This is a genomic window from Mesorhizobium wenxiniae, from assembly GCF_002284535.1.
Lineage (GTDB): Bacteria > Pseudomonadota > Alphaproteobacteria > Rhizobiales > Rhizobiaceae > Mesorhizobium > Mesorhizobium wenxiniae.
Map to the genome: position 1 here is coordinate 1 of NZ_NPKH01000024.1, position 25444 is coordinate 25444.

Annotated in this window: 24 protein-coding genes; 7 read left to right on the plus strand and 17 right to left on the minus strand. The window is 63.6% G+C overall.

Going from position 1 to position 25444, the window contains the following annotated elements; all coding sequences use genetic code 11:
* Nucleotides 1–155: 155 nt before the first annotated feature.
* Complete coding sequence (locus tag CIT31_RS19370; protein WP_095519961.1) at nt 156–470, minus strand: GIY-YIG nuclease family protein; 315 nt, start codon at nt 468–470, stop codon at nt 156–158.
* Between the two features lie 293 nt (nt 471–763).
* Nucleotides 764–2824 carry a transcriptional regulator gene (locus CIT31_RS19375; RefSeq protein ID WP_165778507.1) on the minus strand — a complete coding sequence of 687 codons (2061 nt, stop codon included), beginning with the start codon at nt 2822–2824 and terminating at the stop codon, nt 764–766.
* Nucleotides 2825–3066: 242 nt separating this feature from the next.
* Here CIT31_RS19375 and CIT31_RS19380 point away from each other — a divergent pair, with 242 nt between their 5' ends.
* Together CIT31_RS19380 and CIT31_RS19385 are read left to right on the plus strand one after the other, a co-directional pair.
* Nucleotides 3067–4155, plus strand: coding sequence for a PLP-dependent cysteine synthase family protein (locus CIT31_RS19380; RefSeq protein WP_095519963.1), 1089 nt, complete (start codon nt 3067–3069; stop codon nt 4153–4155).
* A gap of 21 nt (nt 4156–4176) precedes the next feature.
* Nucleotides 4177–5673, plus strand: a complete 1497-nt coding sequence (locus tag CIT31_RS19385) for a pyridoxal phosphate-dependent decarboxylase family protein (protein ID WP_165778508.1) — start codon at nt 4177–4179, stop codon at nt 5671–5673.
* Nucleotides 5674–6024: 351 nt separating this feature from the next.
* Here CIT31_RS19385 and CIT31_RS19390 read toward each other — a convergent pair whose 3' ends face one another.
* The 11 genes from CIT31_RS19390 to CIT31_RS19450 all read right to left on the minus strand — a co-directional run bounded on the left by CIT31_RS19390 (nt 6025) and on the right by CIT31_RS19450 (nt 18222).
* Nucleotides 6025–7665, minus strand: coding sequence for an ABC transporter substrate-binding protein (locus CIT31_RS19390; protein ID WP_095520156.1), 1641 nt, complete (start codon nt 7663–7665; stop codon nt 6025–6027).
* A 183-nt stretch (nt 7666–7848) separates the two neighbouring features.
* A complete protein-coding gene (locus CIT31_RS19395; protein ID WP_245316393.1) occupies nt 7849–8826 on the minus strand; it encodes an alpha/beta hydrolase in 978 nt (325 codons plus the stop codon).
* A 27-nt stretch (nt 8827–8853) separates the two neighbouring features.
* Nucleotides 8854–9534: an isochorismatase family protein gene (locus CIT31_RS19400; protein WP_095519964.1), complete on the minus strand. Its 681-nt coding sequence runs from the start codon at nt 9532–9534 to the stop codon at nt 8854–8856.
* 268 nt (nt 9535–9802) lie between these two features.
* The gene (locus tag CIT31_RS19410) at nt 9803–11107 is read right to left on the minus strand and encodes a M24 family metallopeptidase (protein ID WP_095519965.1); all 1305 of its coding nucleotides are present in this window, start codon (nt 11105–11107) and stop codon (nt 9803–9805) included.
* A 308-nt stretch (nt 11108–11415) separates the two neighbouring features.
* Nucleotides 11416–12393: a GlxA family transcriptional regulator gene (locus tag CIT31_RS19420; protein ID WP_095520158.1), complete on the minus strand. Its 978-nt coding sequence runs from the start codon at nt 12391–12393 to the stop codon at nt 11416–11418.
* A 195-nt stretch (nt 12394–12588) separates the two neighbouring features.
* The gene (locus CIT31_RS19425; RefSeq protein ID WP_095519966.1) at nt 12589–12777 is read right to left on the minus strand and encodes a DUF1059 domain-containing protein; all 189 of its coding nucleotides are present in this window, start codon (nt 12775–12777) and stop codon (nt 12589–12591) included.
* 126 nt (nt 12778–12903) lie between these two features.
* Entirely contained in the window at nt 12904–14085 is a 1182-nt protein-coding gene (locus CIT31_RS19430; protein ID WP_095519967.1) for a cystathionine gamma-synthase, read from the minus strand.
* Nucleotides 14082–15539, minus strand: coding sequence for a pyridoxal-phosphate dependent enzyme (locus CIT31_RS19435; protein WP_095519968.1), 1458 nt, complete (start codon nt 15537–15539; stop codon nt 14082–14084). The genes CIT31_RS19430 and CIT31_RS19435 overlap by 4 nt, the downstream gene beginning before the upstream one ends.
* Before the next feature lie 208 nt (nt 15540–15747).
* Entirely contained in the window at nt 15748–17097 is a 1350-nt protein-coding gene (locus tag CIT31_RS19440; RefSeq protein WP_095519969.1) for an FAD/NAD(P)-binding protein, read from the minus strand.
* A 37-nt stretch (nt 17098–17134) separates the two neighbouring features.
* A complete protein-coding gene (locus tag CIT31_RS19445; RefSeq protein WP_095519970.1) occupies nt 17135–17587 on the minus strand; it encodes an RrF2 family transcriptional regulator in 453 nt (150 codons plus the stop codon).
* 449 nt (nt 17588–18036) lie between these two features.
* Nucleotides 18037–18222, minus strand: coding sequence for a hypothetical protein (locus tag CIT31_RS19450; RefSeq protein ID WP_029348051.1), 186 nt, complete (start codon nt 18220–18222; stop codon nt 18037–18039).
* A gap of 283 nt (nt 18223–18505) precedes the next feature.
* On the opposite strand from CIT31_RS19450, the gene CIT31_RS19455 reads away from it, so the two are divergent.
* The 3 genes from CIT31_RS19455 to CIT31_RS19465 all read left to right on the plus strand — a co-directional run bounded on the left by CIT31_RS19455 (nt 18506) and on the right by CIT31_RS19465 (nt 21161).
* Nucleotides 18506–18865, plus strand: coding sequence for a septal ring lytic transglycosylase RlpA family protein (locus CIT31_RS19455; RefSeq protein WP_095519971.1), 360 nt, complete (start codon nt 18506–18508; stop codon nt 18863–18865).
* A 231-nt stretch (nt 18866–19096) separates the two neighbouring features.
* Nucleotides 19097–20374: a polyhydroxyalkanoate depolymerase gene (locus CIT31_RS19460; RefSeq protein WP_095519972.1), complete on the plus strand. Its 1278-nt coding sequence runs from the start codon at nt 19097–19099 to the stop codon at nt 20372–20374.
* A 172-nt stretch (nt 20375–20546) separates the two neighbouring features.
* Entirely contained in the window at nt 20547–21161 is a 615-nt protein-coding gene (locus tag CIT31_RS19465; RefSeq protein ID WP_095519973.1) for a transglutaminase-like cysteine peptidase, read from the plus strand.
* A gap of 7 nt (nt 21162–21168) precedes the next feature.
* Here CIT31_RS19465 and CIT31_RS19470 read toward each other — a convergent pair whose 3' ends face one another.
* The 4 genes from CIT31_RS19470 to CIT31_RS19485 are packed head-to-tail and all read right to left on the minus strand — an operon-like array spanning nt 21169 to nt 23939.
* Nucleotides 21169–21537: a helix-turn-helix domain-containing protein gene (locus tag CIT31_RS19470; RefSeq protein WP_095520159.1), complete on the minus strand. Its 369-nt coding sequence runs from the start codon at nt 21535–21537 to the stop codon at nt 21169–21171.
* Nucleotides 21538–21565: 28 nt separating this feature from the next.
* The gene (locus tag CIT31_RS19475) at nt 21566–22096 is read right to left on the minus strand and encodes a Smr/MutS family protein (RefSeq protein ID WP_029348044.1); all 531 of its coding nucleotides are present in this window, start codon (nt 22094–22096) and stop codon (nt 21566–21568) included.
* The gene (gene mltA, locus CIT31_RS19480) at nt 22093–23214 is read right to left on the minus strand and encodes a murein transglycosylase A (protein ID WP_095519974.1); all 1122 of its coding nucleotides are present in this window, start codon (nt 23212–23214) and stop codon (nt 22093–22095) included. The genes CIT31_RS19475 and mltA overlap by 4 nt, the downstream gene beginning before the upstream one ends.
* Nucleotides 23215–23237: 23 nt before the next feature.
* Entirely contained in the window at nt 23238–23939 is a 702-nt protein-coding gene (locus tag CIT31_RS19485) for a Tim44/TimA family putative adaptor protein (protein ID WP_065006492.1), read from the minus strand.
* A 199-nt stretch (nt 23940–24138) separates the two neighbouring features.
* Here CIT31_RS19485 and CIT31_RS19490 point away from each other — a divergent pair, with 199 nt between their 5' ends.
* Nucleotides 24139–24639 (plus strand): FxsA family protein, encoded by a 501-nt coding sequence (locus CIT31_RS19490; protein ID WP_095520160.1) that lies wholly within the window; start codon nt 24139–24141, stop codon nt 24637–24639.
* A gap of 196 nt (nt 24640–24835) precedes the next feature.
* Entirely contained in the window at nt 24836–25336 is a 501-nt protein-coding gene (secB, locus tag CIT31_RS19495) for a protein-export chaperone SecB (protein WP_095519975.1), read from the plus strand.
* Nucleotides 25337–25444: the final 108 nt, after the last annotated feature.

Genomic DNA, 25444 nt, shown 5'->3' on the forward strand with positions numbered 1-25444 from the left:
AAACCATCGAGGCTACAGAATGCAACAACTACTTTGCTAACGCCGGATACGCTTCCGTCAAAACGTGAAAGATTCTAGCGGAAGCATCCCTCCCTTCGTCATCAGGGCGAAGCAAGGAGCGAAGCGACGCGGCGCAGACCCTGGGATCCATGCCGTTACCTGGCGGCAGTGCTCCTGCGGAGCAGAACCGAACGCCTACCACCCCGTCCGCGAAAAAGCTCGAACCACTCTGGATTGGTCTTCTCGATCAACTCTATCTTCCACTGGCGCGGCCAGCGCTTCAGCGACTTCTCGCGCTGGATGGCGAAATGTTCCTCGTACCAGACCAGACGCTGCACGCCGTAGCGGCTGGTGAAGCGCGAGCCCTGGCCGGATCTGTGCTCCGGCATGCGGCGGCCGAGATCATTGGTGACGCCGATGTAGATCGTGCCGCGCTTCTGGCTCGCGGTCATATAGGCATAGCCGGTCATGGTTGAAGGGTAACTTGCGCCGTTGCGGATACAAGCGCCATTCTTGGCCACTGCATTCTTCGGCTGATGTCACGGAATGGATCCCAGGGTCTGCGCCGCGTCGCTTCGCTCCTTGCTCCGCCCCGGGATGACGAAGGCATGGTGGCCTGTGGCTAATCACCAGCGTCAAAGATGGGGGCTGCGGGCCGGCCGGCAGCGGCCGTCAGTCAAAGAACCAGTCCCCCGTGCAGAGAAACTAGCCGATTTGCGGGCCTTTGTCCGGCCGGCAAGGGTCGTGGCCTTGACCGGTTGGATCAGCCCAGTCCGATCCGCTTGGCGCCTTGCCGGAACAGAGCTGCGGCGTCCGGCTCGAAGCGGAAGGTGGCGATGAAATCATCGGCACAGTAGTTCGGCAGCGTCTTGCGGATGGCGGCCGCGAAAGTGCGGGCATCGTCGATCCGCCCCGCCAGCGCAAGGCAGTGGGCGGCGATCGCCAGGATAATGGCATGGGCATTGGGGCGGGCAGCGGCCTTCAGCGCCCATTCGGCGGCCTCGTCGAACTGGCCGAGGCGGACATGCGCCATCGCCCTGGCGCCGAGCATGCCGAACAGCAGCGGATCGAACGGGCTCAGATGCCGCGAATGGTCGGATGAACCGATCGCGGCGTTCGGATCACCCGACTGCGAGTGCACAAACGAAAGCGCGTAGTGGCCGAGCGCAAAATTCGGGCTGAGGTCGACGGCCCGTTCCAGCTCGAGCAGCGATCCGTCCTGCTCGCCGCGCAGCCACAGCGCCCGGCCCATGGCCCAGTGGGCGGCCGGATTGTGATCGTCGACCAGAAGACTTTGGCCGGCCGCCTCGAACGCGAGCGCGCTTTCCCTGTCGCGGTCTCCCCAGCGCTGAAAGGCGTTTTGCCAATGGGTGAACGACAGGCCGGCATAGGCACGGGCGAAGGTCGGATCCAGCCTCAGGGCCATGTCGAAGAAATGCCGGGCCTGTCCGTTTTCCGTGCGGGTGAAGCGATACATATGCCAGAGGCCGCGATGGTAGGCCTCCCAGGCGTTCAACGAGTTGGGGGCTTTCAGCATGGCGCGGTTGCGCTCGACCATTTCGATCTCGGCCGAGATCGACGAGACGATGCTGTTGCCGATATCGTCGAGGATGGCAAAGATGTCGTCGGGCCTGCGTTCGAACGTCTCGGCCCAAACGATCCTGGCCGTGCGCACCTCGACAAGTTCGACGCTGACGACGACGCGGCCTGCCTGGCTGCGCACCGTGCCGGTGGTCACATAATCGACGTTGAGCCGCCGGCCGGCATCTTCTGGCGCGATGTTTTTTTCCGACAGCGCAAAGACCGAGCCGCGGGCGATGACGAAGAAATCCCTGAGCTTGGCCAAACGGGTGATGATGTCGTGGGTCAGGCCGTCGGCCAACCCGCCGCGAGAGGGGCCGCCGCGAGAGAGGTCGCCGCAAGGGTCGCCGACAGCCGCCTCCTCGACAAACGGCATTATCGCGAGTGAGGCCTTGCACGATGCAGCAACATCGGAATCGGGCAGCACAATTGACGCTTGCGGGGCCGCGGGCACAAATGCCGGTCGCGCCCGGAGCGTCGCGGCAGGTCGCTCGCCGCGGATCGTCCGCCATGCCTCACGAACGGGTCCAAAATCCAGATCCTCCGAAGCAAACAGCTTCGCCGCGGAAGCGAGATGTTCCTCGCATGCGGCGATCTGGCCGCGCTGCGCCAACCTTGCCAGAAGAGCCACATGCGCACGCCCGTCGAAGGGAGCGAGTTCCACCCACTTTTCCAGATGCGCTGACATTTCGTCGGCATCCGCCGGAAGCTTGTTGACGAGATGTTCCAGAATGGCGGCATGCCACGAGCGGAAGCGGCGGCGTTGCGCGATCAGCCAGCCGTTGAAATGCGGGTTGCGGTCGATCTCCAGCCCGTCGAGGAAATCGCCGACGAACAGTCCGGACAGGGCCTGCAGCCGCTGCAGATCGAGCGTCTCAATTCCTCCAGCGGCGGCCGACGCGATGTCGATCGCGTCGACGGAAACGCCTTTCAGATCAAGGGCGATCGTGTCGCCAGGCGTTTCGATCCTGCGGCGATCCGGTTCGTCGAGAATGCCCCTGAGCTTGCTGAGGCACCAGCGAAGCTCGCCCCTCGGATCGTTCGGCACATCCCACAGCAGCTCGCACAGACGGCTGCGGCCGACGGCATGCGGCGCAAGCGCCAGATAGGCGAAGAGCGCGCGCAACTTGCGCGATGCCGGCAGTGGCACGGTGGCGCCGTCGCGGATGACCGTCAGCGGCCCGAGCAGCCGCACGGACAACCCGGCCGTTGCGCCGTCCAGGCTCGATCGAGCGGATTCCACGTGCGTTTCCACGCTTGCTCCCACGCTGGCCCATCGCCCTCTGCTTTATCACTGAAAGCGATAGAGTGCATCCGGCAACGAATTTCCGCGCCGGACGCCGGCATAGCCGCCTTTCCGGGCCGCATTGCCGGCACAGGCACCTTACTGCGGCAAGGTCTCGAAATCTCGCCGCCCAAGCCGCCGGTTTGTAACCGGCTTGTGACGTCAACAACTCGTGACAACAACAAAAGAGGAGAGCAGACATGTTGCAGCAACGGAAAATCAGGACCACGGCCGGGCGCGGCCGCCTGTTCGACAGCATTGTCGACACGGTCGGCGATACGCCGGTGATCAGGGTCAACAATCTCGGCCCCGATCACGTGACGATCTATGTGAAGGCGGAGTTCTTCAATCCGGCGGCGTCGGTGAAGGACCGGCTGGCGCTCAACATCATCGAGGAGGGCGAGCGCAGCGGCGCCTTGAAGCCGGGCCAGACCGTCGTCGAGGCGACCAGCGGCAACACCGGCATCGGGCTGGCGATGGTCTGTGCGCAAAAAGGTTATCCGCTGGTGGTGACGATGGCCGACAGTTTCTCCATCGAGCGCCGCAAGCTGATGCGCATGCTGGGCGCCAAGGTGGTGCTGACGCCGCGCGCTCAGAAGGGTTTTGGCATGTACAACAAGGCGGTCGAGCTGGCCGAGGCCAATGGCTGGTTCCTGGCCCGCCAGTTCGAGACCAAGGCCAATGCCGCCATTCACGAGGCGACGACGGCGCGCGAGATCATCAACGATTTCGCCGGGTCACGGCTCGACTGCTTCGTCACCGGCTACGGAACCGGCGGCACCGTCGTCGGTGTCGGGCGCGTGCTGCGCCGTGAGCGTCCCGAAACCCGGATCGTGCTGGCCGAACCAGCCAATGCCCGGCTCATCGGCAGCGGCAAGGCACAGGAGCGCGGCGCCGACGGCGCGCCCGCCGCCAGCCATCCGGCCTTCGAGCCGCACCCGATCCAGGGCTGGACCCCGGATTTCATCCCCAACGTCCTGCAGGAGGCGGTCAATGCCAGCCTCTATGACGAGGTGGTGCCTGTTCCCGGGCCCGAGGGCATCAAATGGGCCAAGGCGCTGGCGCAAAAGGAAGGGATTTTCACCGGCATCTCCGGCGGAGCCACTTTTGCGGTGGCGCGCCAGATCGCGGAAAAAGCCGCACCCGGCTCGGTGATCCTGTGCATGCTTCCCGACACCGGCGAACGCTACATGACGACGCCGCTGTTCGACGGCATCGAAGCCGAGATGGACGCGGAGGAGATCGCGCTGTCGCGTTCGACGCCGGGCTGCCAGTTCCCGGCCGAATGATTGCAATCGGGAGCGACGCGGATGGACGCCATGCTGAAGGCCGCCGGCACTGCCGGTATGGTTGCCGAAGAAACGCTCGACCCGGTCGACTGGGCCGATGTGCAGGCGCTGTCGCACCGGATCGTCGACGATGCCGTCGACTATCTGCGCGATGTCCGGGAACGCCCGGTGTGGAAGGACATGCCGGCGGAGGTGAGGGAATTCTTCGCGGCACCGCTGCCGCGGTCGCCTCAGCCGCTCGCCCAAGTCTATGGCGAGGTCACCGACAAGGTGATGGTCTATCCGATGGGCAACATCCATCCGCGCTTCTGGTCCTGGTATATGGGGTCGAGCAATTTCACCGGCGCGCTGGGTGATTTCCTGGCGGCGATCCAGGGCTCCAACCTTGGCGGCGGCAACCATGCCGCCGCCCTGATGGACAGCCAGGTCGTCGACTGGTGCAAGCAGATGATGGGTTTTCCCCAATCGGCCAGCGGCACGCTGGTCAGCGGCGGCTCGATGGCCAACATCATCGGCCTGACGGTGGCACGCAACACCAAGGCGGGCATCGACGTGCGCGAGCATGGCGTTGCCGCAATCGAGAAGCCGCTGCGTTTCTATGGCTCGGATCAGCTTCACTCCTGCCACCGCAAGGCGATGGAAGCACTCGGCCTTGGCAACAATGCGCTGCGCCGTATCCCGACCGACGCCGGATTGCGGATCGACATTGAGGCCCTGCGGGCGGCGATCACCGAAGATCGTGCGGCCGGGTTCAAGCCGGCGTGCATCATCGGCAATGCCGGCACGGTGAACACCGGAGCGATCGACAATCTGCAGGCGCTTGCCAAGCTGGCGCATGAGGAAGACGTCTGGTTCCATGTCGACGGCTGCATCGGCGCGTTGATCGCCGTCGCGCCAGAGAATGCTCATCGCGTCGCCGGTATCGAATGGGCCGATTCGGTCGCGCTCGATCCGCACAAATGGCTGCATGCGCCGTTCGAGGTGGGCTGCGCGCTGGTGAGGGATGCTTCAGCGCATCGCAAAACCTTCGCGGTCACGCCGGAATATCTGGAATCAACGCCGCGCGGCCTCGCCTCCGGACACTGGCTGCATGATTACGGCCTGCAGACGTCACGTGGTTTTCGCGCGCTGAAAGTGTGGATGGCGCTGAAGGAGCACGGCATCGAGAAGTTCGGCCGCCTGATCGACCAGAACATCGCGCAGGGACATTATCTCGGCACGCTGATCGAGGCCGAGCCGCTGCTGGAACTCGTCGCGCCACCGAGCATCAACATCGTCTGTTTTCGCTACCGCGGCGACGGGCTGACGGGAGAGCGACAGAAGGCACTCAACACCGAGATCATGCTGAGGCTGCAGGAAGACGGCATCGCAGCCCTTTCGGACACGACGGTGCACGGCCAGCATTGCCTGCGGGTGGCGATCAACAATCACCGCACCCGGCGCGACGATCTGGACCTGCTGGTGCGAGAAACAGTGCGTCTCGGACAGGAGATTTTAAAATCGGGCGCCGCTCGCTGATCCGTGTGGCGCGAAGATCGTCAATGCTCCGGGTTTGCGGGAAAGCGGCTTCATTCCAGCTTGGGTTCCTCGCCCCCACGAAAGTGGGGGAGAGGTGGCTCGGCGAAGCCGGGACGGAGAGGGGAACCGCGCTCTACGAAAGCCCCCTCTCCGGCCGCTTCGCGGCCACCTCTCCCCCGCTTCGCGGTGGGCGAGGAACCCAGGTCTTGAGGGGCTGGAGGGACGGCACCCCTCTGCACGGGCGTTGGGCGACGGGCAAGAAATATCAACAGTCTCTAACGAGCCGGTCATGGACGGCGCCGAGCTAAGTTCCCAGACATGGTCGGGTCGTCGCCGATCCGGCAACGAGGATCACGCCTCAAGCCAAACCTTCTCGAAATGCTGCTCCAGCGACTGGTGCTGCTCGCAACCATGCACGCCTTTGCGGAACGTGCGGTAGACCGAGCGCCAATAGGGCTGGATGATGATGCCGGCGCCGCGCAGATTCTGCTCGATCTTGGCCATGATCTCCTTGCGTGCACCGGCGTCGGGTGTGGCCAGCGCCTTGTCGAGCAAGGCATCGAACTCCGGATTGGCATAGGCGCTCTCGTTCCAGGCGGCGCCGGACTTATAAGCCAGAGCCAACACCTGGACGCCGAGCGGCCGGCCGAGCCATTCGGTGCAGGAGAAAGGATATTTGCTCCAGTCGTTCCAGAACGTCGCCGCCGGCAGCACGGTGCGTTTGACCTTCAGCCCAGCGTCGCGCATCTGCGCGGCGATGGCGTCGCCGGTGTTCTTCTGCCAGTCGACATCGACAGAAATGAGCTCGTATTCATGGTCGGACTTGCCGGCCTCGGCAAGCAGCGCCTTGGCTTCGTCGACGTTGCGGACGGCTGGGCCGATGTCGGCGTATTCGGGGTGCATCGGCCCGACATGGTGGTTCTCGGCCGGCTTGCCGCGGTCGTCCATGCCGATCTTCAGGATCGCGCTATTGTCGACCGCGAGCTGGGCGGCCCGCCGCACCCTGATGTCGTCATAGGGCGGATTGCCGACGTTGAAGCGCGCGACGATCGTCGAGCCGGTGGCAAGTTCCGAATTGCTCAGATCCATGGCGTCCGTCTGCGACACCGTATCGGCGGCGGTTTCGTGGTTGGTGTCGATCTCGCCCGATTCAAAAGCCGAGAACATGGCATTGGGATCGGAGCCGTAGTCGACCCATTGGATGCCGTCGAGCCAGAAGTCGCCTTTCCACCACGGCTTGTCCTTGCGGCGGACCTCGGCACCGACTTCGGCCTCCCATGCCACCAGTTCGCAAGGTCCTGACGTGATCGCAAGCGCCTTCAGCGGATCGCCCTCGCCGTCGTAGCTGCGATGCATGATCAGCGCCGGATAGTCGGTCATGCCGGCAACCAGCGAAATGTCGGGCTTCGGCAGATTGAGCCGGACGGTAAAGTCGTCGACACGCTCGATGCCGCCGTCGATGGGTTTCTTGGTGGCGGCGTCGACCAGCGCGCCCATGCGCTCGGCGACCGAATTGCCGGCAACGCTCGCATCGCACCAGCGCGTCAGGTTGTGGACGACGTCGTCGGCGTTGAAGGTGTCGCCGTTCGACCAGGTGATGCCCTTGCGGACGTGCAGCGTCAGCACGCGCGCGTCGTCGCTGGTCTCCCAGCTCTCGAGCAACCACGGCTCGAAGGTGAAATCGCGGTTCCAGCGCACCAGATATTCGTTGCACTGGCGGGCGACGTTGGACATTTCGACACCGTCGAAGGTGCGCGGGTCCTTCCAGCCCTTGACGTTCATGGCGACGCGCAAGACGCCGCCGCGCCTCGGCTCCTGCGCCCTGGCCGGCGAGGGCGCAAGGCCGCCGAGCGCCAGCGCGCCGGCGGCGCTAACGCCGAGCGCAGCCATGGTGGCGAGATACTCGCGCCTATTTATGCTGCCTTTCTTGAAGCCTTCGGCGACGGGCTCAGCCTGCGGATGCAGTGTTCGGTTGGTCAGCATGAATTTCATCGACATGTCCTCCCTATCGGCGCCCGGCCGACCGCTTCGCGGGGGCGGATGCGGTCGAGCCGAGCGCCTTTGGCCATGGGCAATGATAGTGCGGGTTTGACGGGTGAAGTGTTCGGATTTCCGCAGTTGTTGTGCGCTGTTCCGCAAGAGGAAGGTCCCCCTCATCCGGCATTCGCAGCCTCCCTACAACCACTCGCCCTTGCCGAGCGTGGCGATGGCGGCGACGATGCGGGTGAAGGCTTCGCCGGCCCGTGGCACGGTTTTGCGGGCGCGCAGGAAACTGTGCACGAGGCGTTGCTCTTCGTACCACCAGGCGCGGCCGCCGGCGGCAAGGATGCGGTCGCGATAGGCCTCGCCGTCCGATGACAGCGGATCGCATTGCGCTGATACGATGACCGTCGGCGGCAGACCGGAGAAGTCAGTGTCGCGCAGCGGTGAGAATGTCGGATCGTCTGGTGACTGTGCCTTGCCGGAGCGGACCTGACGATAGAATTCGATGTCGCTGAGCGTGAGCAGCGGCGCCTCGGCGTGCTCGACATAGGAGCCGGCGCTCTTGTCACCGCCCAGCTCGGGATAGATCAGCACCTGGCCGATCGCGGGGTGAGGGCGGCGGCGCGCCGCATGCGCCACCCCAGCGGCGAGATTGCCGCCGGCGCTCTCGCCGCACAGCACGATCGGCAACCCGCTTGTCGACGCCGCCCTTTCGAACACCGCCAGCGCATCGTCGAAGGCGGCCGGATGCAGATGTTCGGGCGCCAGCCTGTAGTCGGCGGACAGCACGGCAAAGCCTGTGCCGGCGCAGATCTCGGCGCAGATGTCGTCATGGCTGTCGAGCCCGCCAAGCACGAAGCCGCCGCCGTGATAGTAGACGACCATCGCTTGCGGCGCCTTGCCCGCCAGCTGGTGGCGCCGGATCGGGATCATCTGATCGCCGGCGGCAACCGTGCCGTCGCTGGCTTCGACGCCTGCGGGATAACCGGCGTGGAACGCCCGGCACATCGCGTCGTAGACCGCCCGCTGCTTGTCTAGCGGCAGGTCCATGCCGGGCGGACACCATGCATTGACCCGGTCGATATGGGCCCACAGCGCCGGATCGAGCAGCGTCGCGTATTGCCCCCGTTTTGCCGTCTCGGGCTTGTCGGCGTCACTGACCATCGCCATCCGGTCCCACCAAATCCGCTGGAATTGTCAGAGTTCGTCGTAGAGCCGGGCCGCATTTTCATAGGTGAAGCGCAAAGGCACGGAACCTTGGACCTGCCATGCATCGACCGTCTCGCCTGCCATCAGGCGGCAGGCACCGTCGGTGGTGGTGACGGCGCCGCCATAGAGCCGGTTGGCAAGGTTGAGGATGGCGGTCTGGTGCATCGCCGTGCTGCCGCTGCCGCAGGCATCCTTGACCAAAAGCACGCGAAAGCCGAGTGATACCGCATCCCGGACCGTGGCGTCGATGCAGGCCTCGGTCCACACGCCGGCAACGACCAGCCACTCGATCCCTTTGGCCTTGAGCCGGCCGGCTGCAGGGCCCGCACCGAAGGCGCTGGCCTCAGTCTTGACCAGCATCATCTCGCCGGCGACCGGCGCCACTTCCGGACAGATCGCCGTCAGTGGATCGTCCTTGTCGGAGAAAGCCGACCTGCCATTCGCATCGACCGGATGGAAGCGCCGCGCCTCCCTGGTGAGATCGACGATGTAGGCCGAATGGTAGAGCAGCACATCGTTGGCCCGCGCCGTTGCCTGCAGGCGCTGGACGTTAGCGAGAATGTCGCCAAAACCCTCGACCAGATAGCGCTTGTCCTGCCGATGCTCCTCCTGGAGATCGACGAACACCGCGGCCACCGTGCCGCGCTTGATCGAGACCGGGCTTTTCATGCGGATACCTGAACTTCGTCATTCCAGGGCGAAGCAGCCGCGAAGCGGCGTCGCGAAGACCCTGGAATCCATGCCGTCACCTCTAGCGAAGAATGCAACGGAACAGAGTTCTGCACCGTCTCGAAGCCTAGATGTAACGGTATGGATCCTAGGGTCTGCGCCGCGTCGCTGCGCTCCTTGCTCCGCCCTAGGATGACGAAAGCATGAGCGCTGCGGCTAGTCGCGAAAGTTTGCGATACCGCACCGCGATCAGTGGTGGGTGCTGGGGTCAAACCTGTTTCTCCAGGAAATCGTCTTCATAGGGAAAGCGCGACAGTAGCTCGGTGCCGGTTTCGGTGACCAGGATCTCGTCCTCGAGCTTGACGCCCTCGCGGCCGCCTTTCTCGCCGATATAGCTCTCGACGCTCACCACCATGCCAGGCACGACAAAGCCGTCGCGGCCATAGGTCTCGTAATCCATGGCGTGCGCTATGAACGGCGTCTCGCCATGCATGCCGACGCCGTGCATCACCGACGTATAGCGCTGGTCGACGAAGCGGTCCGGGATCTTCCAGGCCTTCTCGGCAATCTCGCGAAACGCCATGCCGGGTTTGACGATCGAGATGTTGTGCTGAACCTGGTCGTGGGCCATGCGGTAGAGCGACTTCTGATAATCGGTTGGCTTGCCCGGCCCGCAGCGGAAGGTGCGCGAGAAGTCCGAATAATAGCCGTAACAGCCGATCGTATCGGTATCCAGCGCCAAAAGTTCGCCCGGCCTGATCTTGCGGCCGCTGGCTTCGTTGAACCACGGGTTGGTGCGCTGGCCGGAGGTCAAGAGGCGGGTTTCGATGAACTCGCCGCCTTGCCGGATCACTTCGTGATACATGATGGCGAACAGATCGTTTTCGGAAACGCCGGGTTTGATCGCCTCACGCACTGCATAGACGGCGGCCTCGGCGCCGGCCATCGACACCTGCAGGCATTTTACTTCCTCCGGCGTCTTCACTGCCCGCACGGCGAGAATTTCACCTTGGCAATCCCTGACCTCGCAGCCGCGCTTTTCCAGCGCCAGCGCCTGCAGATGGCCGCAGCGGTCGAGGCCGAGCTTCATCGAGCCGCCGCCATGCGCCTTGAGCAGTTCGGCGATCTCGTCGGCGAATGGACCTGCGGTTTCGTCGTCGCGGCCCGACACCGAAGACCACACCAGCTTGGACGGCCGCGCCTCGTCGATCGTGTCGAGCACCATCGAGACATGGTAGCTCTGCGGGTACTCGAACAGCACAATCGGCCCCGATGCCGGGATGAAGAAGTAGCGCGTCGAGTTACGCAGGAAATAGCCGAACATGTTGCGCGAGCCGGTGGCGTAGCGCTGGTTGTAGGGATCAAACAGCACCACGCCGCCATAGCCGGCCTCGCGCATCCAGGCGCGCAGCCTGGCCAGCCGACCCTTGCGCAGCGCATCCGCATCGATGAAGGACGGCTCGGTATCGGAAAGCCACATGCCGCCGGCCGGATCGGCCGCCGCCGGGTGGCGCATGCGATCCTTAAAGTCGACGTCCTCGGTGCTGTCGGGGTCAAAGACTACGATGCTCATGGGGTGCCTCCTGGAAGTCGGAAGATGAGCCATGCGTCGTTCAGAGGCTGTGCGGGATGCCGCAGATGCTGTGCCGAATGCCGCTTGAAGTCGTTCCGTAGCACTCTACGGCGCCCCCCTCTGTCCTGCCGGACATCTCCCCCACAAGGAGGGAGATTGGCGGCTTCGGCGTTCCCCTTATTCCTGTAACGTTGGCGATTGGCGAAATCAGCGGTGACAGTCGATCTCCCCCCAAGTGGGGGAGATGTCCGGCAGGCCAGAGGGGGGCGCTGTCCCGCCGTCGTTGCGCCGCGTCAGCGCGCGGACGCCTAATGCCTGCGCGCCACCTTCGGCGCGTGCCCATGCTCCTCCCGAAATGCCCGCGCAAAACTCGACATCGAGGCGAAGCCGCAGGCCAGCGCCACGTCACGCACCATCAGCGTCGAATGCGCCAGGAGATCGGCGGCGCGCTTCAGCCGCAGGCGGCGGTAATAGCCGTTGGGCGAGATGCTGAGCTCTGAGCGGAAGTTTCGTTCGAGCTTGTCGGAGGAGACGCCCAGCTTCACAGCCAGCTCCGCCATCCCGAGCCGCTCCTCCACCGCATCCTCCATGATGGCGATGGCCGACAGCACCAGTTCGTTCTGGACGCCGGTGCGTAAGCGCAGCGGCATCAGCTTGCGGTCGACGCTGGAGCGCAGCGGGCTGTGCACGAACCATTCGGCGACGCCGGCGGCAAGTTCGGCGCCATAGTCTGATGTGATGATCTCCAGCATCATGTCGAGGCTGCCGACGCCGCCGGCCGAGGTGAAGCGCTTGCGGTCGATGACGTAGAGATCGCGCCTGAGCTCGATGTCCGGAAAGGCCTCGGTGAAGGCGGCCTGGCTGGTCCAGTGCAAGGTGCAGGCATGGCCGTCGAGCAGGCCCGCGCGGGCAAGGAAGAACGCGGCATCCGCCACCGCGCCGATATGGGCGCCGCCGCGCAGGCTCCTGCGGATCCAGCTCACGGCATTGTCGGCGACGAGATGATCGGCATTGCCGCCCGAGCAGACGACGACGCGGTCGACCTTCGGCGCATTTTCGGCGAAGAAGCCGGGCTGGATGACGACGCCGTTCGAGGCCTCGACCGGCCCCTCAGCGGCGCCGACGATGATCCAGCGGTAGCATTCCCGCTTTGCCAGCACATTCGCCGCGCGCAATGGCTCGATGACCGAACTGAACGCCATCATCGGAAAGCCGGGGAAGACCAGCACCGCGAAGGTGAGGGGAGTGTCGGCTGCCGTCGGTTGGTTGCGCTCGCGAATGGTCATGACTTCAACCGGCCTGTCGGCAATTGCAGGGAAGGCCACAATTCCGCCGGATGCCACTCAGGTCAACGGGCGGTGGGTCAGTTTGAAAATTCCATCGCGTCTCGGCGTTGTCGCCTATCGGGCCGCACTTCTAAATGCTTGCCGAGCATTGGAGAGAGTGGTGGGGGCGCTGCGCGGCCCGTCCAAGAAGCGAGTTTAGGTCGCTACGATTAGTTTCATGACCTGTTTACGGTCTTCCGGCGACCATTGCTTCGGGTCTTCCCCGTGAGCGATCGCGCCGTGAAGCTCGACATGCTTCATCACTTCCGCCTCGGTTTCTGCCGTGAACGTCGCTGGACAGGCCTCGTTTCCCGGATAGTCCCTGCAACGATACGAGTAAGCCATGACTTTCCCTCCAGGTTGCCCCGATAGCAAAGCGAGGGTACGTCGCCTTGTCAATTCACAGTCGGATGCGCCATTCAGCCGGGAAGTTTCAAACTGACCTCACTATCCAGCGGGGCACGGCCCCCTTCAACTCGCCAGAGCCTGATCCAGATCCGCGATCAAATCATCGCCGTCCTCGATCCCGGCCGACAACCGCACCAGCGAATCGGAAATCCCAATCTCGGCCCGCTTCCCGGCCGGGATCGAGCCATGTGTCATCAGCGCCGGGTGCTCGATCAGGCTTTCGACGCCGCCGAGGCTTTCGGCCAGCGTGAACAGTTGCGTGTGTTCGAGGAAGCGCTTGGTGCCGGCGAGGTCGCGGTCGAGCTCGACCGTGATCATGCCGCCGAAGGCGTGCATCTGCCGCCTGGCGATGGCGTGCTGCGGGTGGCTGGGGAGACCGGGATAGATGACGCGGCGGATGTCGGGACGGCTTTCCAGCCAGTGCGCGATCTTCTGGCCGTTCGATGAATGGCGCTCCATCCTCAGCGCCAGCGTCTTGAGGCCGCGCAGCGCCAGAAAACTGTCGAATGGGCCTGAAATAGCGCCGATGGCGTTCTGCAGGAATTTCAGGCGGTCGGCGAGATCCTTGTTGTCGCCGACCACGGCGACGCCGCCGACCATGTCGGAGTGGCCGTTGAGGTATTTCGTCGTCGAGTGGACTGATATGTCGATGCCGAGTTCCAGCGGCCGCTGCAGATAGGGGCTGCAGAAGGTGTTGTCGGCAACCGAGAGCACGCCTTTGCGCCGGGCAAGTGCTGCGACCGCTTCGAGATCGACGACGCGCAGCAGCGGGTTGGTCGGCGTCTCGACCCAGAGCATTTTGGTTTCCGGGCGGATTGCCGCTTCCACCGCGACCAGATCGGTGAAGTCGACGAAGTCGACCTGCAGGTTGGCCGAGCGTTTGCGCACCCGCTCCAGCAGCCGGAAGGTGCCGCCATAGATGTCGTCGGTGGCGACGACATGGGCGCCGGAATCGAGCAGTTCGAAAATGGTGGCGATCGCCGCCAGACCCGAGGCGAAAGCGAAGGCGGCTGCGCCGCTTTCGAGATCGGCCACCGCGCGCTCGAAGGCGAAGCGGGTCGGGTTCTGGCTGCGGGCATATTCAAAACCCTTGTGCACGCCCGGGCTCTGCTGGCCATAGGTCGAGGTCGCATAGATCGGCACCATCACCGCGCCCGTCGTCGGGTCGTGGCTCTGGCCGCCATGGATCGTGCGCGTCGAGAAGGCCAGACGGTTCCTGCCCGATACGGTGGCTTTGATGGTCATCTTGCGCGGCGCCTCAGATGGTTGATCAGGTCGATGCGGGTTATCAGGCCGATGAATTCGTCGCCATCGAAGACGATCGCGACCTCGTTGCGGTCGAACACCGGCAGCAGCGCGTCCAGCGTCTGGCTGGCCTGCAGCGTGTGCAAATTGGCGGTCATGGCCGTGCGCACCGGGGCCTTGAAGCGGTCCCAGCGGCTGTCATAGGGGCCTTCGACGTGGGCGAGGATATCGCTTTCGTCGACGATGCCGACCAGCTTGCCGTCGTCCAGCACCGGCAATTGCGAGACATCCGAGCGGCGCATGCGGCCATAGGCGTTGAGCAGGCTTTCGTCCGGGCCGACAGACACGATGTCGCCGGTGCGGTGTGTGCGCATCACCAGATCGCGCAGGTCGCCATGCTGCTCGTGCTCGGCGAGGCCCTGCTCGATCAGCCAGAAGTCGTCGAACACTTTCGACAGATATTTGTTGCCGCTGTCGCAGACGAAGGTGACGACCCGCTTCGGCACGGTTTGCTCGCGGCAATAGCGAAGCGCCGTCGAAAGCAGGGTGCCGGACGACGAGCCGGCGAGGATGCCCTCCTTGGACAGCAGGTCGCGCACCGCCAGCATGCTCTGCTTGTCGGTGATCGAGTAGGCCTTTTTGACCAGCGACAGATCGGCATTGGGCGGCACAAAATCCTCGCCGATGCCTTCCACGGTCCAACTTCCGGCCTCTTGCATCTTGCCGGTCTTGATCAACGGCGCCAGCACCGAGCCGACCGGATCGGCGAGAATCATCTCGGTCTTCGGCGAGACCTCTGCGAAGTAGCGGCCAAGCCCGGTCAGCGTGCCGCCCGAACCGACGCCGACGACCACGGCGTCGACGTCGCCGTCGAGCTGCGAATAAATCTCGGGACCGGTCGTGGTTTCATGGGCGTCCGGATTGGCCGGATTGGCGAACTGGTTGGCATAGAAGGCGCCGGGCAGCTCGGCGGCGATCTTTTCGGCCATGTCCTGATAGTATTCGGCGTGACCCTTGCCGACATCGGAACGGGTCATGCGCACTTCCGCGCCGAGCGCCCGCAAATGCTGGATTTTTTCGCGCGACATCTTGTCGGGCACGACCAGGATGATGCGGTAGCCCTTGGGGATGCCGACCTGGGCGAGGCCGAGACCGGTGTTGCCGGCGGTCGCCTCGACGATGGTGCCGCCGCGCTTCAGCTTGCCCTGTTTTTCGGCGGCGGCAATCATCGACAGCGCGATGCGGTCCTTGATCGAGCCACCGGGATTCTGGCTTTCGAGCTTGATGAACAGTCGGCACTTGCCGACGTCGAATTTGGTTAGTTCGATGACCGGCGTCTGCCCGATCAGGTCGAGAACCGATGCATAGGGCGGACGCAGACGAGACGATGCACTGTCCGAATGGGCACTGCCCGAGGGGGAACTGTCGGGTGCGGCGATCTTATGCTTGCTCATATCAGATGCTCCATGGTCAAGCGACCGCCTTGGGCAGGCTGTCAGCCTATCGTCTTTTCCAGCCGTTTGCAGTCTGAAAGAAGATAGATCGTGCCAATCCGTTGGCCAGACGGGGAATGGGATTCCAGTCTTCAGCTGCTGGTGGTCTCAACCCAAACACCTTCTGCAGCAATCCTTCCCATCCCCTCTGCCATCAACAGATTCTGCCTCACCCCAGCAACAGCTTGCTCAGACGCGCGCACTGGACGCGGATATCGGGAATGGCGTCGATCTCGAAGAAGGTGCCGCGCGTCAGCGGCCCGACCGCGAGGATCTTGGCCGATACGGTGCCGTCGCTGGCGATGACCTCGCAATTGTCTGATACGTCGAGGCCAAGGCGCAGCGGATCCGGCCGGGCCAGCCCGCGGTCTACCAGCGACCGCACCACGCTGTTCGAGGTGGTCGAGATGTCCCTGGCGATGCCGGTGCAATCGTAGATGCGGGCGACGTCGCATGTTTCGAGACGCTGCGTGTGGCGCGACTGGATTTGCACGGTGAATTCGTCGCCCGCCGCGATGCCGACGACACGCCCGGCGACAAGCCGGATGCGGCCCGATTGAACCGCCTCGCTGACGCGGGCGTAGACCTGTGGCGCCATGCGATGGCGGTGAATGTCCCACCATGCCTTGGTGTGCTCGACAAAGCGGCGCTTGGCCGAAGACGGCCAGTTCTGCCAGATCTTCTGGTTGAATGGCCTGAGCCCATCGACGACCTCGCGCCAGTCGATGCCGGCCTTCTGGTTTTCCCGGATCAGGTCGCGAAACCAGCCGACAAAATAAGAAAGCTGGGTGCCGAGCGGAATGTCGGCGACGTCGAGCTTGATCGGATTGCCCTTGCGGTGCGGCGAAGGCAGCAGGCCGCGCCGTGACACCGCAATAATCTCACCGCGATGGCCGCGCTGTTCGAGCGACAGGAACGCATCGACCATGCTCAAGCCGGTGCCCAGCACCAGGACTCGGGCTTCCGGGTCGAGCGTGGTGTCGGCTTCCGATCCCATCCTGATCGCATGGCCCTGGCCGGCGCCCGGCTCCTCGTCGTGCCCGGTCGCCAGCACGGCAAGGTGGGCGACGACGCTGGTGCCGTTGGCCAGCGTCACCTCGGCCCCGGACCCGGTCGGCGAGATCGTCAGGCTTTCTTCGCGGATCAGGCGAAGACGCCCCGTCTCGCGAGCCTCGAGCTCGTCCAGCAGCTCCTTCAGGTAGCGGGCATAGACGCTGCGCGGCGCGTAGACCGGCGCCTGCTCTGGGGTTGCCAGGCCGCATTCAAGCAGCCAGCGCCAGAAATTGCCGGGATCGTCGGCATAGGCGCTCATGCCGGCCGCGCTGACATTCAGCACATGCGCCGACAGCAGCGTGGAATAGGCGATGCCCTGGCCGAAATGCGGGCGCTTTTCGACCAGGGTGACACGAAGATCCGGATTGGGCGATTTCAACAGATGCGCGGCAAGGACGACGCCGCTGGCGCCGCCGCCAACGATAACGATAGAATTCGGGAAGGTCGAATTTGCGCGCCCGGTCATGAGCGCACCAATCGTCTCGGGAGCCGTCGGTTCCGGCTCATGCCTGGATTTTCAACGCAGCCGAAAGGTCTTCGTCGCCGGCGATATCGCGCATCTCGGCGAGGCTGCGCTGATCCAGCACCTCGGCGATCGCTTGCCGGACCTCGAGCATCAGATGTCGGACTTGGCATGTCGCCTCGTTGCAGTCTTCACAGCGCTGATACCGGGTGCGGCTGGCGCAGGGAATGGGGGCAAGCGGCCCGTCGAGCACGCGCACGACGTGGCCGATCTTGATTTCATCCGCCGGCCGCGCCAGGCGATAGCCGCCCTCCTTGCCCTTGCGGCTCTGGACGAAACCGGCGTTGCGCAGCTCAACCAGGATGGCATCGAGAAATTTCTTCGGGATGTTGTTTCGGGTGGCGATATCGGCAACGAAGGCGAGCTGTCCAACCGGCAGCCGCGCAAGATGGACGAGCGCCTTGAGGCCGTACTTGCCCTTTTTCGTGAGCATAGACCGAACGTTTTCCTGTCGTGCGATGGCGCAGGGGCACCGGTTGCGAAGCGCCTGGCGTGCGTCCCACCGCGTCCAAGCCTGGATGACACATAAATTCTAGTAACATGATATACAAGCCGGGCACCGTTGACTTTGCTTCGTTTTCAGCCGTTGAGGCTATTTGCCGGACGTTCTTCCTCTCGCGAGAACGCCAATTGGACAGCCAGCGCTCGACATCATGCTCAGGCGATCGCCGCGATATGGACATCGCTAATCGTTCTCTCAATTCCTGCAATGTCGATAAGACTACTATACTAACCCCGAATACAGGGACCGGTTTTCAAATCCTCGGCTATTCGCAGCATCGATTTGCCTAAGGTGGGCGCAAAACAGGAAATGCTTGTTTGTGGCGGGCGCACATTCGCCGGTCGACCGAAACGCCGCCAAACCCTGAGGTGGTTCGAGTGTCAGGGGCGCGAACGGTTCGCCCACACCAGGCCGCCCAGGCCGACCAGCGCAGTGATGATACCGATATAGAGCCATTGCGATTGGCCGGTCATGAAGCTGCCGCCGACGAGGCCGCTGCCCTGCAGCGACCACAGCGCGCCGAGGGCGAGCACGACCAACGCCAGCAGATTCTTGATCAATCTCATCGCCGGAATTTCCTTTCCAAGTCGATCGTCAATTCAGCCATGACCGCGATGGCAAAGCGAAAGGAGGCGACCCGATCGTATTCGCTTCTGCTTGTATATCGACGTCGGATATCGAGACGAAGACCATCGGGGATACGCGGCGACGCCGAATAACCTCTGACAAAGTGTTTCCCACCGTCTCCAAACGTGTACTGTAGTCATGGAACCGCCAGATGACTGCCGCATTTCGTGCCACATTCGATCCTTAACGGCCGGGTCTGTCAAACGGAGCCACTTGCCACAGATGACGAAACCAAACCGCACCGCGCTTGTCGCGGCGACGATCGCGGCTGGCCTGATGGTCGGCGCATCCACCTCCTCTGCCGCCGCGCAATGCGGCCGCGCCTCCTGGTACGCGCTGTACTCGAAGACCGCTTCCGGCGAGCGGATGAATCCGTCGGCGCTGACCGCCGCGCACCGTACCTTGCCTTTTGGCACAAAGCTGAAGGTGACCAACCGCAAGAACGGCCGCAGCGTCGTCGTGCGCATTAACGACCGCGGCCCGTTCATCAAGGGGCGCGTGATCGATCTGTCGAAGGGCGCCGCCAGGCGGCTCGGCTTCATAAGTTCGGGCCATACTTCCGTGTGCACCGACCGCGTGTAATGCTTGTAGTGTCCGGCCTGAGCCGGACACGCCTTGCCTCGTTACTCCTTCGCAACCGCACAATAAGCCGGCTGCCGCCGTTCAAGCCGGTTTTCAACACCTTAGACGAAAGTATCAGCATAAATCACGGCACTTGACGTATTGCGTCGCAGCAGTTTGTTGTTAACCTCCCCGCGAGATTCAAGGCTCGGCACTGCTGTCGTCCCTTCGGTCGCAGCAGCGGGGTTCTCGATGTTCTACCAGTTCTACGAATTGAACCACGCCGCCGTGCAACCGGCCCGCTTCTATGCCGATGCGGTGCGTATGTTCTACACCAATCCGCTCAATCCATTCACGCACACGTCCTGGGGCCGCTCGATCGCGGCAACGGCCGAATTGTTCGAGCGCACGACGCGCCGCTACAGCAAGCCGCAATTCGGCCTGACCAAGACGGTGGTCGACTGGAAAAGCGTCGATGTCACCGAAAAGACGGTGTGGTCGCGGCCGTTCTGCAATCTCCTCCGTTTCGAGCGGGCGGTTCCCGCCGGCCGCCGGCCCGATCCGAAGCTGCTGATCGTGGCGCCGATGTCGGGCCACTATGCGACGCTGCTGCGCGGCACGGTCGAGGCGATGCTGCCCCATGCCGACGTGCACATCACCGACTGGGTCGACGCCCGCATGGTGCCGCTGGCGGATGGCAGTTTCGACCTCGACGACTACATCGACTACATCGTCGACATGCTGCATGCGTTGGGACCCGATACCCATGTCATGGCTGTATGCCAGCCTTCGGTGCCGGTGCTGGCGGCGGTGGCGCTGATGGAAACGCGCGGCGACCCGTTCGTTCCCTCGACAATGACGCTGATGGGCGGGCCGATCGATACCCGCCGCAATCCGACCGCGGTCAACCTTCTGGCCGAGGAAAAGGGCATCGACTGGTTCCGCGACAACGTCATTATGCAGGCGCCGTGGCCGGTGCCCGGCTTCGGCCGTGAGGTCTATCCCGGCTTCCTGCAGCTTTCGGGATTCATGAGCATGAATCTCGACCGCCACATCATCGCCCACAAGGACTTCTTCATGCATCTGGTGAAGCATGATGGCGACAATGCTGAAAAGCACCGCGACTTCTATGACGAATATATGGCGGTAATGGATCTGACGGCGGAGTTCTACCTGCAGACGGTCGACACCGTGTTTGTCCGCCATGCTTTGCCCAAGGGCGAAATGATGCATCGCGGCGTCGCCATCGACCCCTCCGATATCCGCAATGTCGCCCTGTTCACGGTCGAGGGCGAGAACGACGACATTTCCGGTCTCGGCCAGACCCAGGCCGCGCACGACCTCTGCATCAACATCCCCGCGGACAGGCACGCTCACTACATGCAGCCGGCGGTTGGCCATTACGGCGTCTTCAACGGCTCGCGCTTCCGCTCCGAAATCGTGCCGCGCATCGTCGACTTCATCACCAGCTATGGCCGCCAGACCCGCGTCGCCGTGAGGCCGAAGCTGGTTCGCACCGCCAAAAAGTAAAGATGTAGCCTTGTGAGTCCCGGATGGCAGCCCAGTTCAAGTCGACCTGTTGCACAATAGCCGCTGTTTCGGCCGCGCGGGTAACCATGTCGCAAATCTGGCCGTTGGTATAATTGACAGGGACTGTAGATCGCCCTTAACCTTTCATTAACAACAAGGGACGAGGGGGACAATGATTTCCTCACCAATGGCGAGAAGGCTGCGCGCGTGCGCCCTGTTCGGGCTGGCATTTGCGGCAGGCTGGTCTACGGCGGCTTCGGCGGGACCAATGGCAACCGGCGGGCCGACATCGCAGCCGATCGGCCATTACGATTTCTGCAAGACCAGTCCGGCCGAATGCTCGATCCATCCGGGCAATCTCGCCCCGGCCACCATGAGCGGTGCGCTCTGGCGCAAGATGCTCAGCGTCAACGCCAGGGTCAACGCCGCCGTCAAGCCGATAAGCGACATCGACATTTATGGCAAGGACGAGGTCTGGGCCTATCCCGCTAGGGGCGTTGGCGACTGTGAGGACTATGTCCTGGAAAAGCGCCGCGAATTGAACCGCTTGGGCGTTTCCTACGCCAATCTTCTGATGACCGTCGTGCGCAAGCCGGACGGTGAGGGCCACGCCGTGCTGACCGTGCGCACAAGCAAGGGCGACTACGTCCTCGACAATCTGGACGGAAAGGTCCGCTCGTGGGACCGGACCGGCTATCGCTTCCTCAAGCGGCAGGCGATCGACAATACCGGCCGCTGGGTCTCGATCCGTGATGGCCAGCCGGTTCTGGTTGGCGCGGTTCAGTAGCAGGCCGTCACTTTGGCTGCTTCAGCGCGGCGCGGATCGATGCGGTGATGCGGCGAAGCTCCGCTTCGTCGAGTTTTTCGATGTTTTCGGCCAGAACATTGGCAAGCTCGGTGGCGGCGGGGCTGAGGCCCGACGTGTCGAGCTTCACCCGTGGGTGCGAGGTGTCCGCCAGCCGCTCGAGTTCTTCGGCATCGTCCCATATGACATTGAAATAGCCGATGATCTTCTGGATCAGCGTCCAGGTCGGCGCGCCACGGCGGCCATGCTCCAGCGCCGACAAATAGGCTGCGCTGACGCCGATCGCCTCGGCCATGGCCTTCTGACTGACACCACGTTGGCTTCGCAGGGCGCGAAGCTTTTCGCCGAACGGGGTCACAAGTGCATCCTCATGGGGTGCATCCTCATTAGCGCCCACGCCGCAGGCGGACATAGAGCGCGCCCGAGCCGCCATGGTTGCGGGCAGCATGGTCGTGACTGGAGACAAGCGGCCTGAAAGCGGGTGTCGACAGCCAGGCGGGCACGGCGCGCCGCAAGATGCCGTCGCCGCCCGACGACGAACCCTTGCCGGTGATGACCAGCACATAACGGATGCCCCCGGCATGCGCCCGGTGCAGGAAGGAAAACAGCAGCGAATAGGCTTCGTCCTGGCTCAGGCCATGGAGGTCGACGCGGCCTTCGATCGGCAATCGGCCCTTCGACAGTTTTTCCAGCGTCGGTTCGTCGATCACATGCGAGACATGCTGCGCCTTTGCTTTCGTGGCCGCAGCAGGAGCCATCGCCTGGACACGCGGCGGTGGCTTCGTGTCATCACCGACGTCCGGGCCGATAGCCGGGATGTCGCTGGCGGACTTGCCCTTCAGCGGCTTGGCCGTGCGCGCCACCAGGTTCCACAGGACCCGATCGTCCTCGCTCAGCCTGTCGATGCGCCGGGTCATCGCCCCGCTCCCGGTACAAGCGGGCGCGGTATCAGCGCGTAGAAATCGGCAGGGTTGCGGACAACGCCGGCGATCTCGCCGGCCGCATGTCCCGTTCCGGCGAACAGGTCACCGCGGGCCGGCCCGGTAATAGCCGAGCCGGTATCCTGCGCGATCATCAGTCGCCGGAACGGCTTGTCGTCGAAAGCGGTCAGCGACGGCCCATCGATGTAGAACGGCGTGCCGAATGTATGCAGCAGACGGTCGACAGCGACGGAGCGGCCCGGCGTCAGCGGCACTTTTGCGCCAGCGATCGGCCCGAGTTCCGGGTCGTCGACAGCCGCCTCGCGGAAGAAAATATAGGAGCGGTTGCGCCACAGGATCTCGTCGATGCGATCCGGATGCGCCTTGAACCAGGCGCGGACCGACTGCATGGTCACCGCTTCGAGCGGGATTTCGCCTAATTCACTCAGGATCTTGCCGGGTCCGGTAAAGCGCTGGCCGGATTTGGCGGCATAGGTGACGCGGGAAAACCGGCCGTCGGTCATGGTGAGCCTGGCTGCACCTTGCACGTGAATGAAGAAGGCGTCGATCTTGTCGGCTAGCCAGGCGATTTCCAGGCCCTTGCCAGCCAAACCCTTGCCGACGAGCGCGCCGCGCTCGATCTCGCCGCGGTCGAAATACTCGACCGGCCCGTTCGGCGTGGCGCGGCCGAAGGCGAGATAGGGATCCATGCCGGGCGGCCGGTTGACGTCGTCGATGTCGACGAGATCGGCCGGGCGCGACAGCAGCGGCACCGCAAATCGTTCGGTTCGCACCGATGAAGCGTCGACCACCGGTTCATAGAAGCCGGTGACGAGGCCGGTGCCGCCGCTTTCGCCCCCTATGTGCGCCGGGATGAAATGATGCTCGAAGAAGGCGCGGGCTTGCGCCCGGTCGGTCGGCGAAACGGTGCGGGCTGCAGCGTAGGCCTCGGTGAAGGCATTGAAATCGACGCCGAGCCCGCCGGAGCGATAGGGTTTTGTCAGGACATGAAAAGCCGAGCGCCGGAAAGCCGCGAACGCGGCCAGATGGTCGTCCTCGTCCCAACCGGGCAGATCGTCAAAGGATTTTTCGCGGAACGCCTGAGATAGCGACACCGGAGCCTCGCCGTGGTCCGGACTCAGTCTTCTTCTTCGGTGGCGACGAGCTTCCAGTTCGGGTCGCGCGAGCGCGTATCGCGGGCGAAGGTCCAGACATCCTTGACCTCGGCGACGGTTTCGGGATCGCCGTCGATGACGGCGCCGGCCTTGTCGCGCGTCGCCGAAATTAGCTCGCTGACGATGCGCAGCGTGATATGCGCCTCGCTGCCCTTCATCTCGGCGGAAACGATGTCGGCCTTGTCGATGCCGACGAAGGAGGACTGGATCTTTTCCGATTTCGCCTCGCGGTCGCCGATGGCCGCGACAAAGCCGTCATAGACCTCGCGCGACAACAGGTTCTTCAGCGTCTTGCGGTCGCCATCGGCATAGGCCATCACGATCATTTCATAGGCCATCTTGGCGCCATCGACGAAGGTCTTCGGGTCGAATGCCGGATCATTGTCCTTGATCGCGCGCAGGCCCTTGTTGAGATCGGTGTCAGGCTTGGCGAAGGCGTCGATCGCCGCATAGGCGTCGATTGCCGGCTCTCCCGGCGCTCGCTTGCGCGGCAGCGAGACCACATTCTCCGGCTTCTGGGTGTCGTCGCGCGTCCGGCCCGCCGTATAGGGATCGAAGGGCGGGCGCTCACTGCCGGTGCGGCGGCCGAGCACATTGCGCAGCTGGAAAAAGATCACAACCGCCGCAACCAGAAAGAAAATCGTGCCGAAGTCGAAGAATCCCATATCTTCCGCCAATCAATCCCTACTCCGGCCGGACCGCCCGGCCAGGCAATGGCTGCGGTCGCATAGCGTTCAACATCCAAAGCATATAGAACGCAAGGTGCAATCATTCAAATTAAAGGCAGGCATACCTATCTAAAAGAGCCGGTGCCAGCGGCGATTGCCCGCAGGCCGGCAAAACATGGAAACGATCGGTCAAGATTTGCGCATTTCGCTGCTTCCCCTGTTCATCCTCGCGCTTCCGCTGCTGGAGATCGCTGGTTTCGTCGTTGTCGGCCGCCAGGTCGGCGCGCTGGCGACGGTCGGCCTGGTGCTGGCTTCGAGCATCGCCGGCGCGCTGTTGTTGCGATACCAGGGTTTCGGCGTCATGACCCGGGTCCGGGCCGAGATGGCCGCCGGCCGTGATCCAAGCCGCCAGCTCGCGCATGGCGCCATGATCGTGCTGGCCGCGATCCTGCTCATCATTCCCGGCTTCATTACTGACATTTTCGGCATTCTGCTGTTCCTGCCGCCGGTTCGCGACCTTGCCTGGCGCCTGTTGAAAGGCCGCATCGTGCTGGCGACCAATTTCAGCACCGGCGGGTTCAGGGCCCGGCAACGCGACAAGACCATCGACCTTGACGACAGCGACTATTCGCGCGGCGACGACTACAAGCGCGGCCCGGATCACAATTCTCCCTGGCGCCGCCTAAAGGACGAGTAGCTCGCGTTGAGGACGAGTAGGGTCGGCAAACGCCTCTGGGACGAGTAGGTCGGCAAACGCCTCTGGGACGAGTAGGTCGGCAAACGCCTCCGGGACGAGTAGGTCGGCAAACCTTGTCTTGTCATGCCGGCCATGGTAGCGAACGCCCGATTTCAATCCGGTCAGCAACGCTGCCCAGGCAAAAGGACAAAGGCTTATGGCCAGCAAAGACGACGCGCCGACCGGCGCGGCCAGTGGCAACGGCGACGCGACGCAGCCCTCGCTCAATGTGCTTGCCCAATATGTGAAGGACCTTTCCTTCGAAAGCCCCGGCGCGCCGAACACGCTGCGCGGCCGCGACAAGGCCCCTGGCATCGCCATCAACGTCAATGTCAACGCCAACCCGCTTTCGGACAAGCAGTTCGACGTCAATCTGACGCTGAACGCCAAGGCGTCCTTCGACAAGGAAGTGCTGTTCAACGTCGAGCTGGTCTATGGCGGCGTTTTCGCCATCAGCGGCTTCCCGCAGGAGCACATGCTGCCGCTGCTGTTCATCGAATGCCCGCGGCTGCTGTTTCCGTTCGCCAGGCAGATCATCGCCGAGGCGACGCGCAATGGCGGCTTCCCGCCCTTGATGCTCGATCCGATCGATTTCGCGCAGATGTTCCAGCAGAAGCTGGCTGAGGACCAGGCCGCCGGCAAGGTCAAGGTGAGCTGAGGCTGATGTTGCGCAGCCTTTGAAGAACCCGGCCTCGCGCCGGGTTTTTTGCTTTGAGACGAGCTCCTCGATCCTGACAGGTCGGAAGCCGATCGTTCCAGCGGCCAA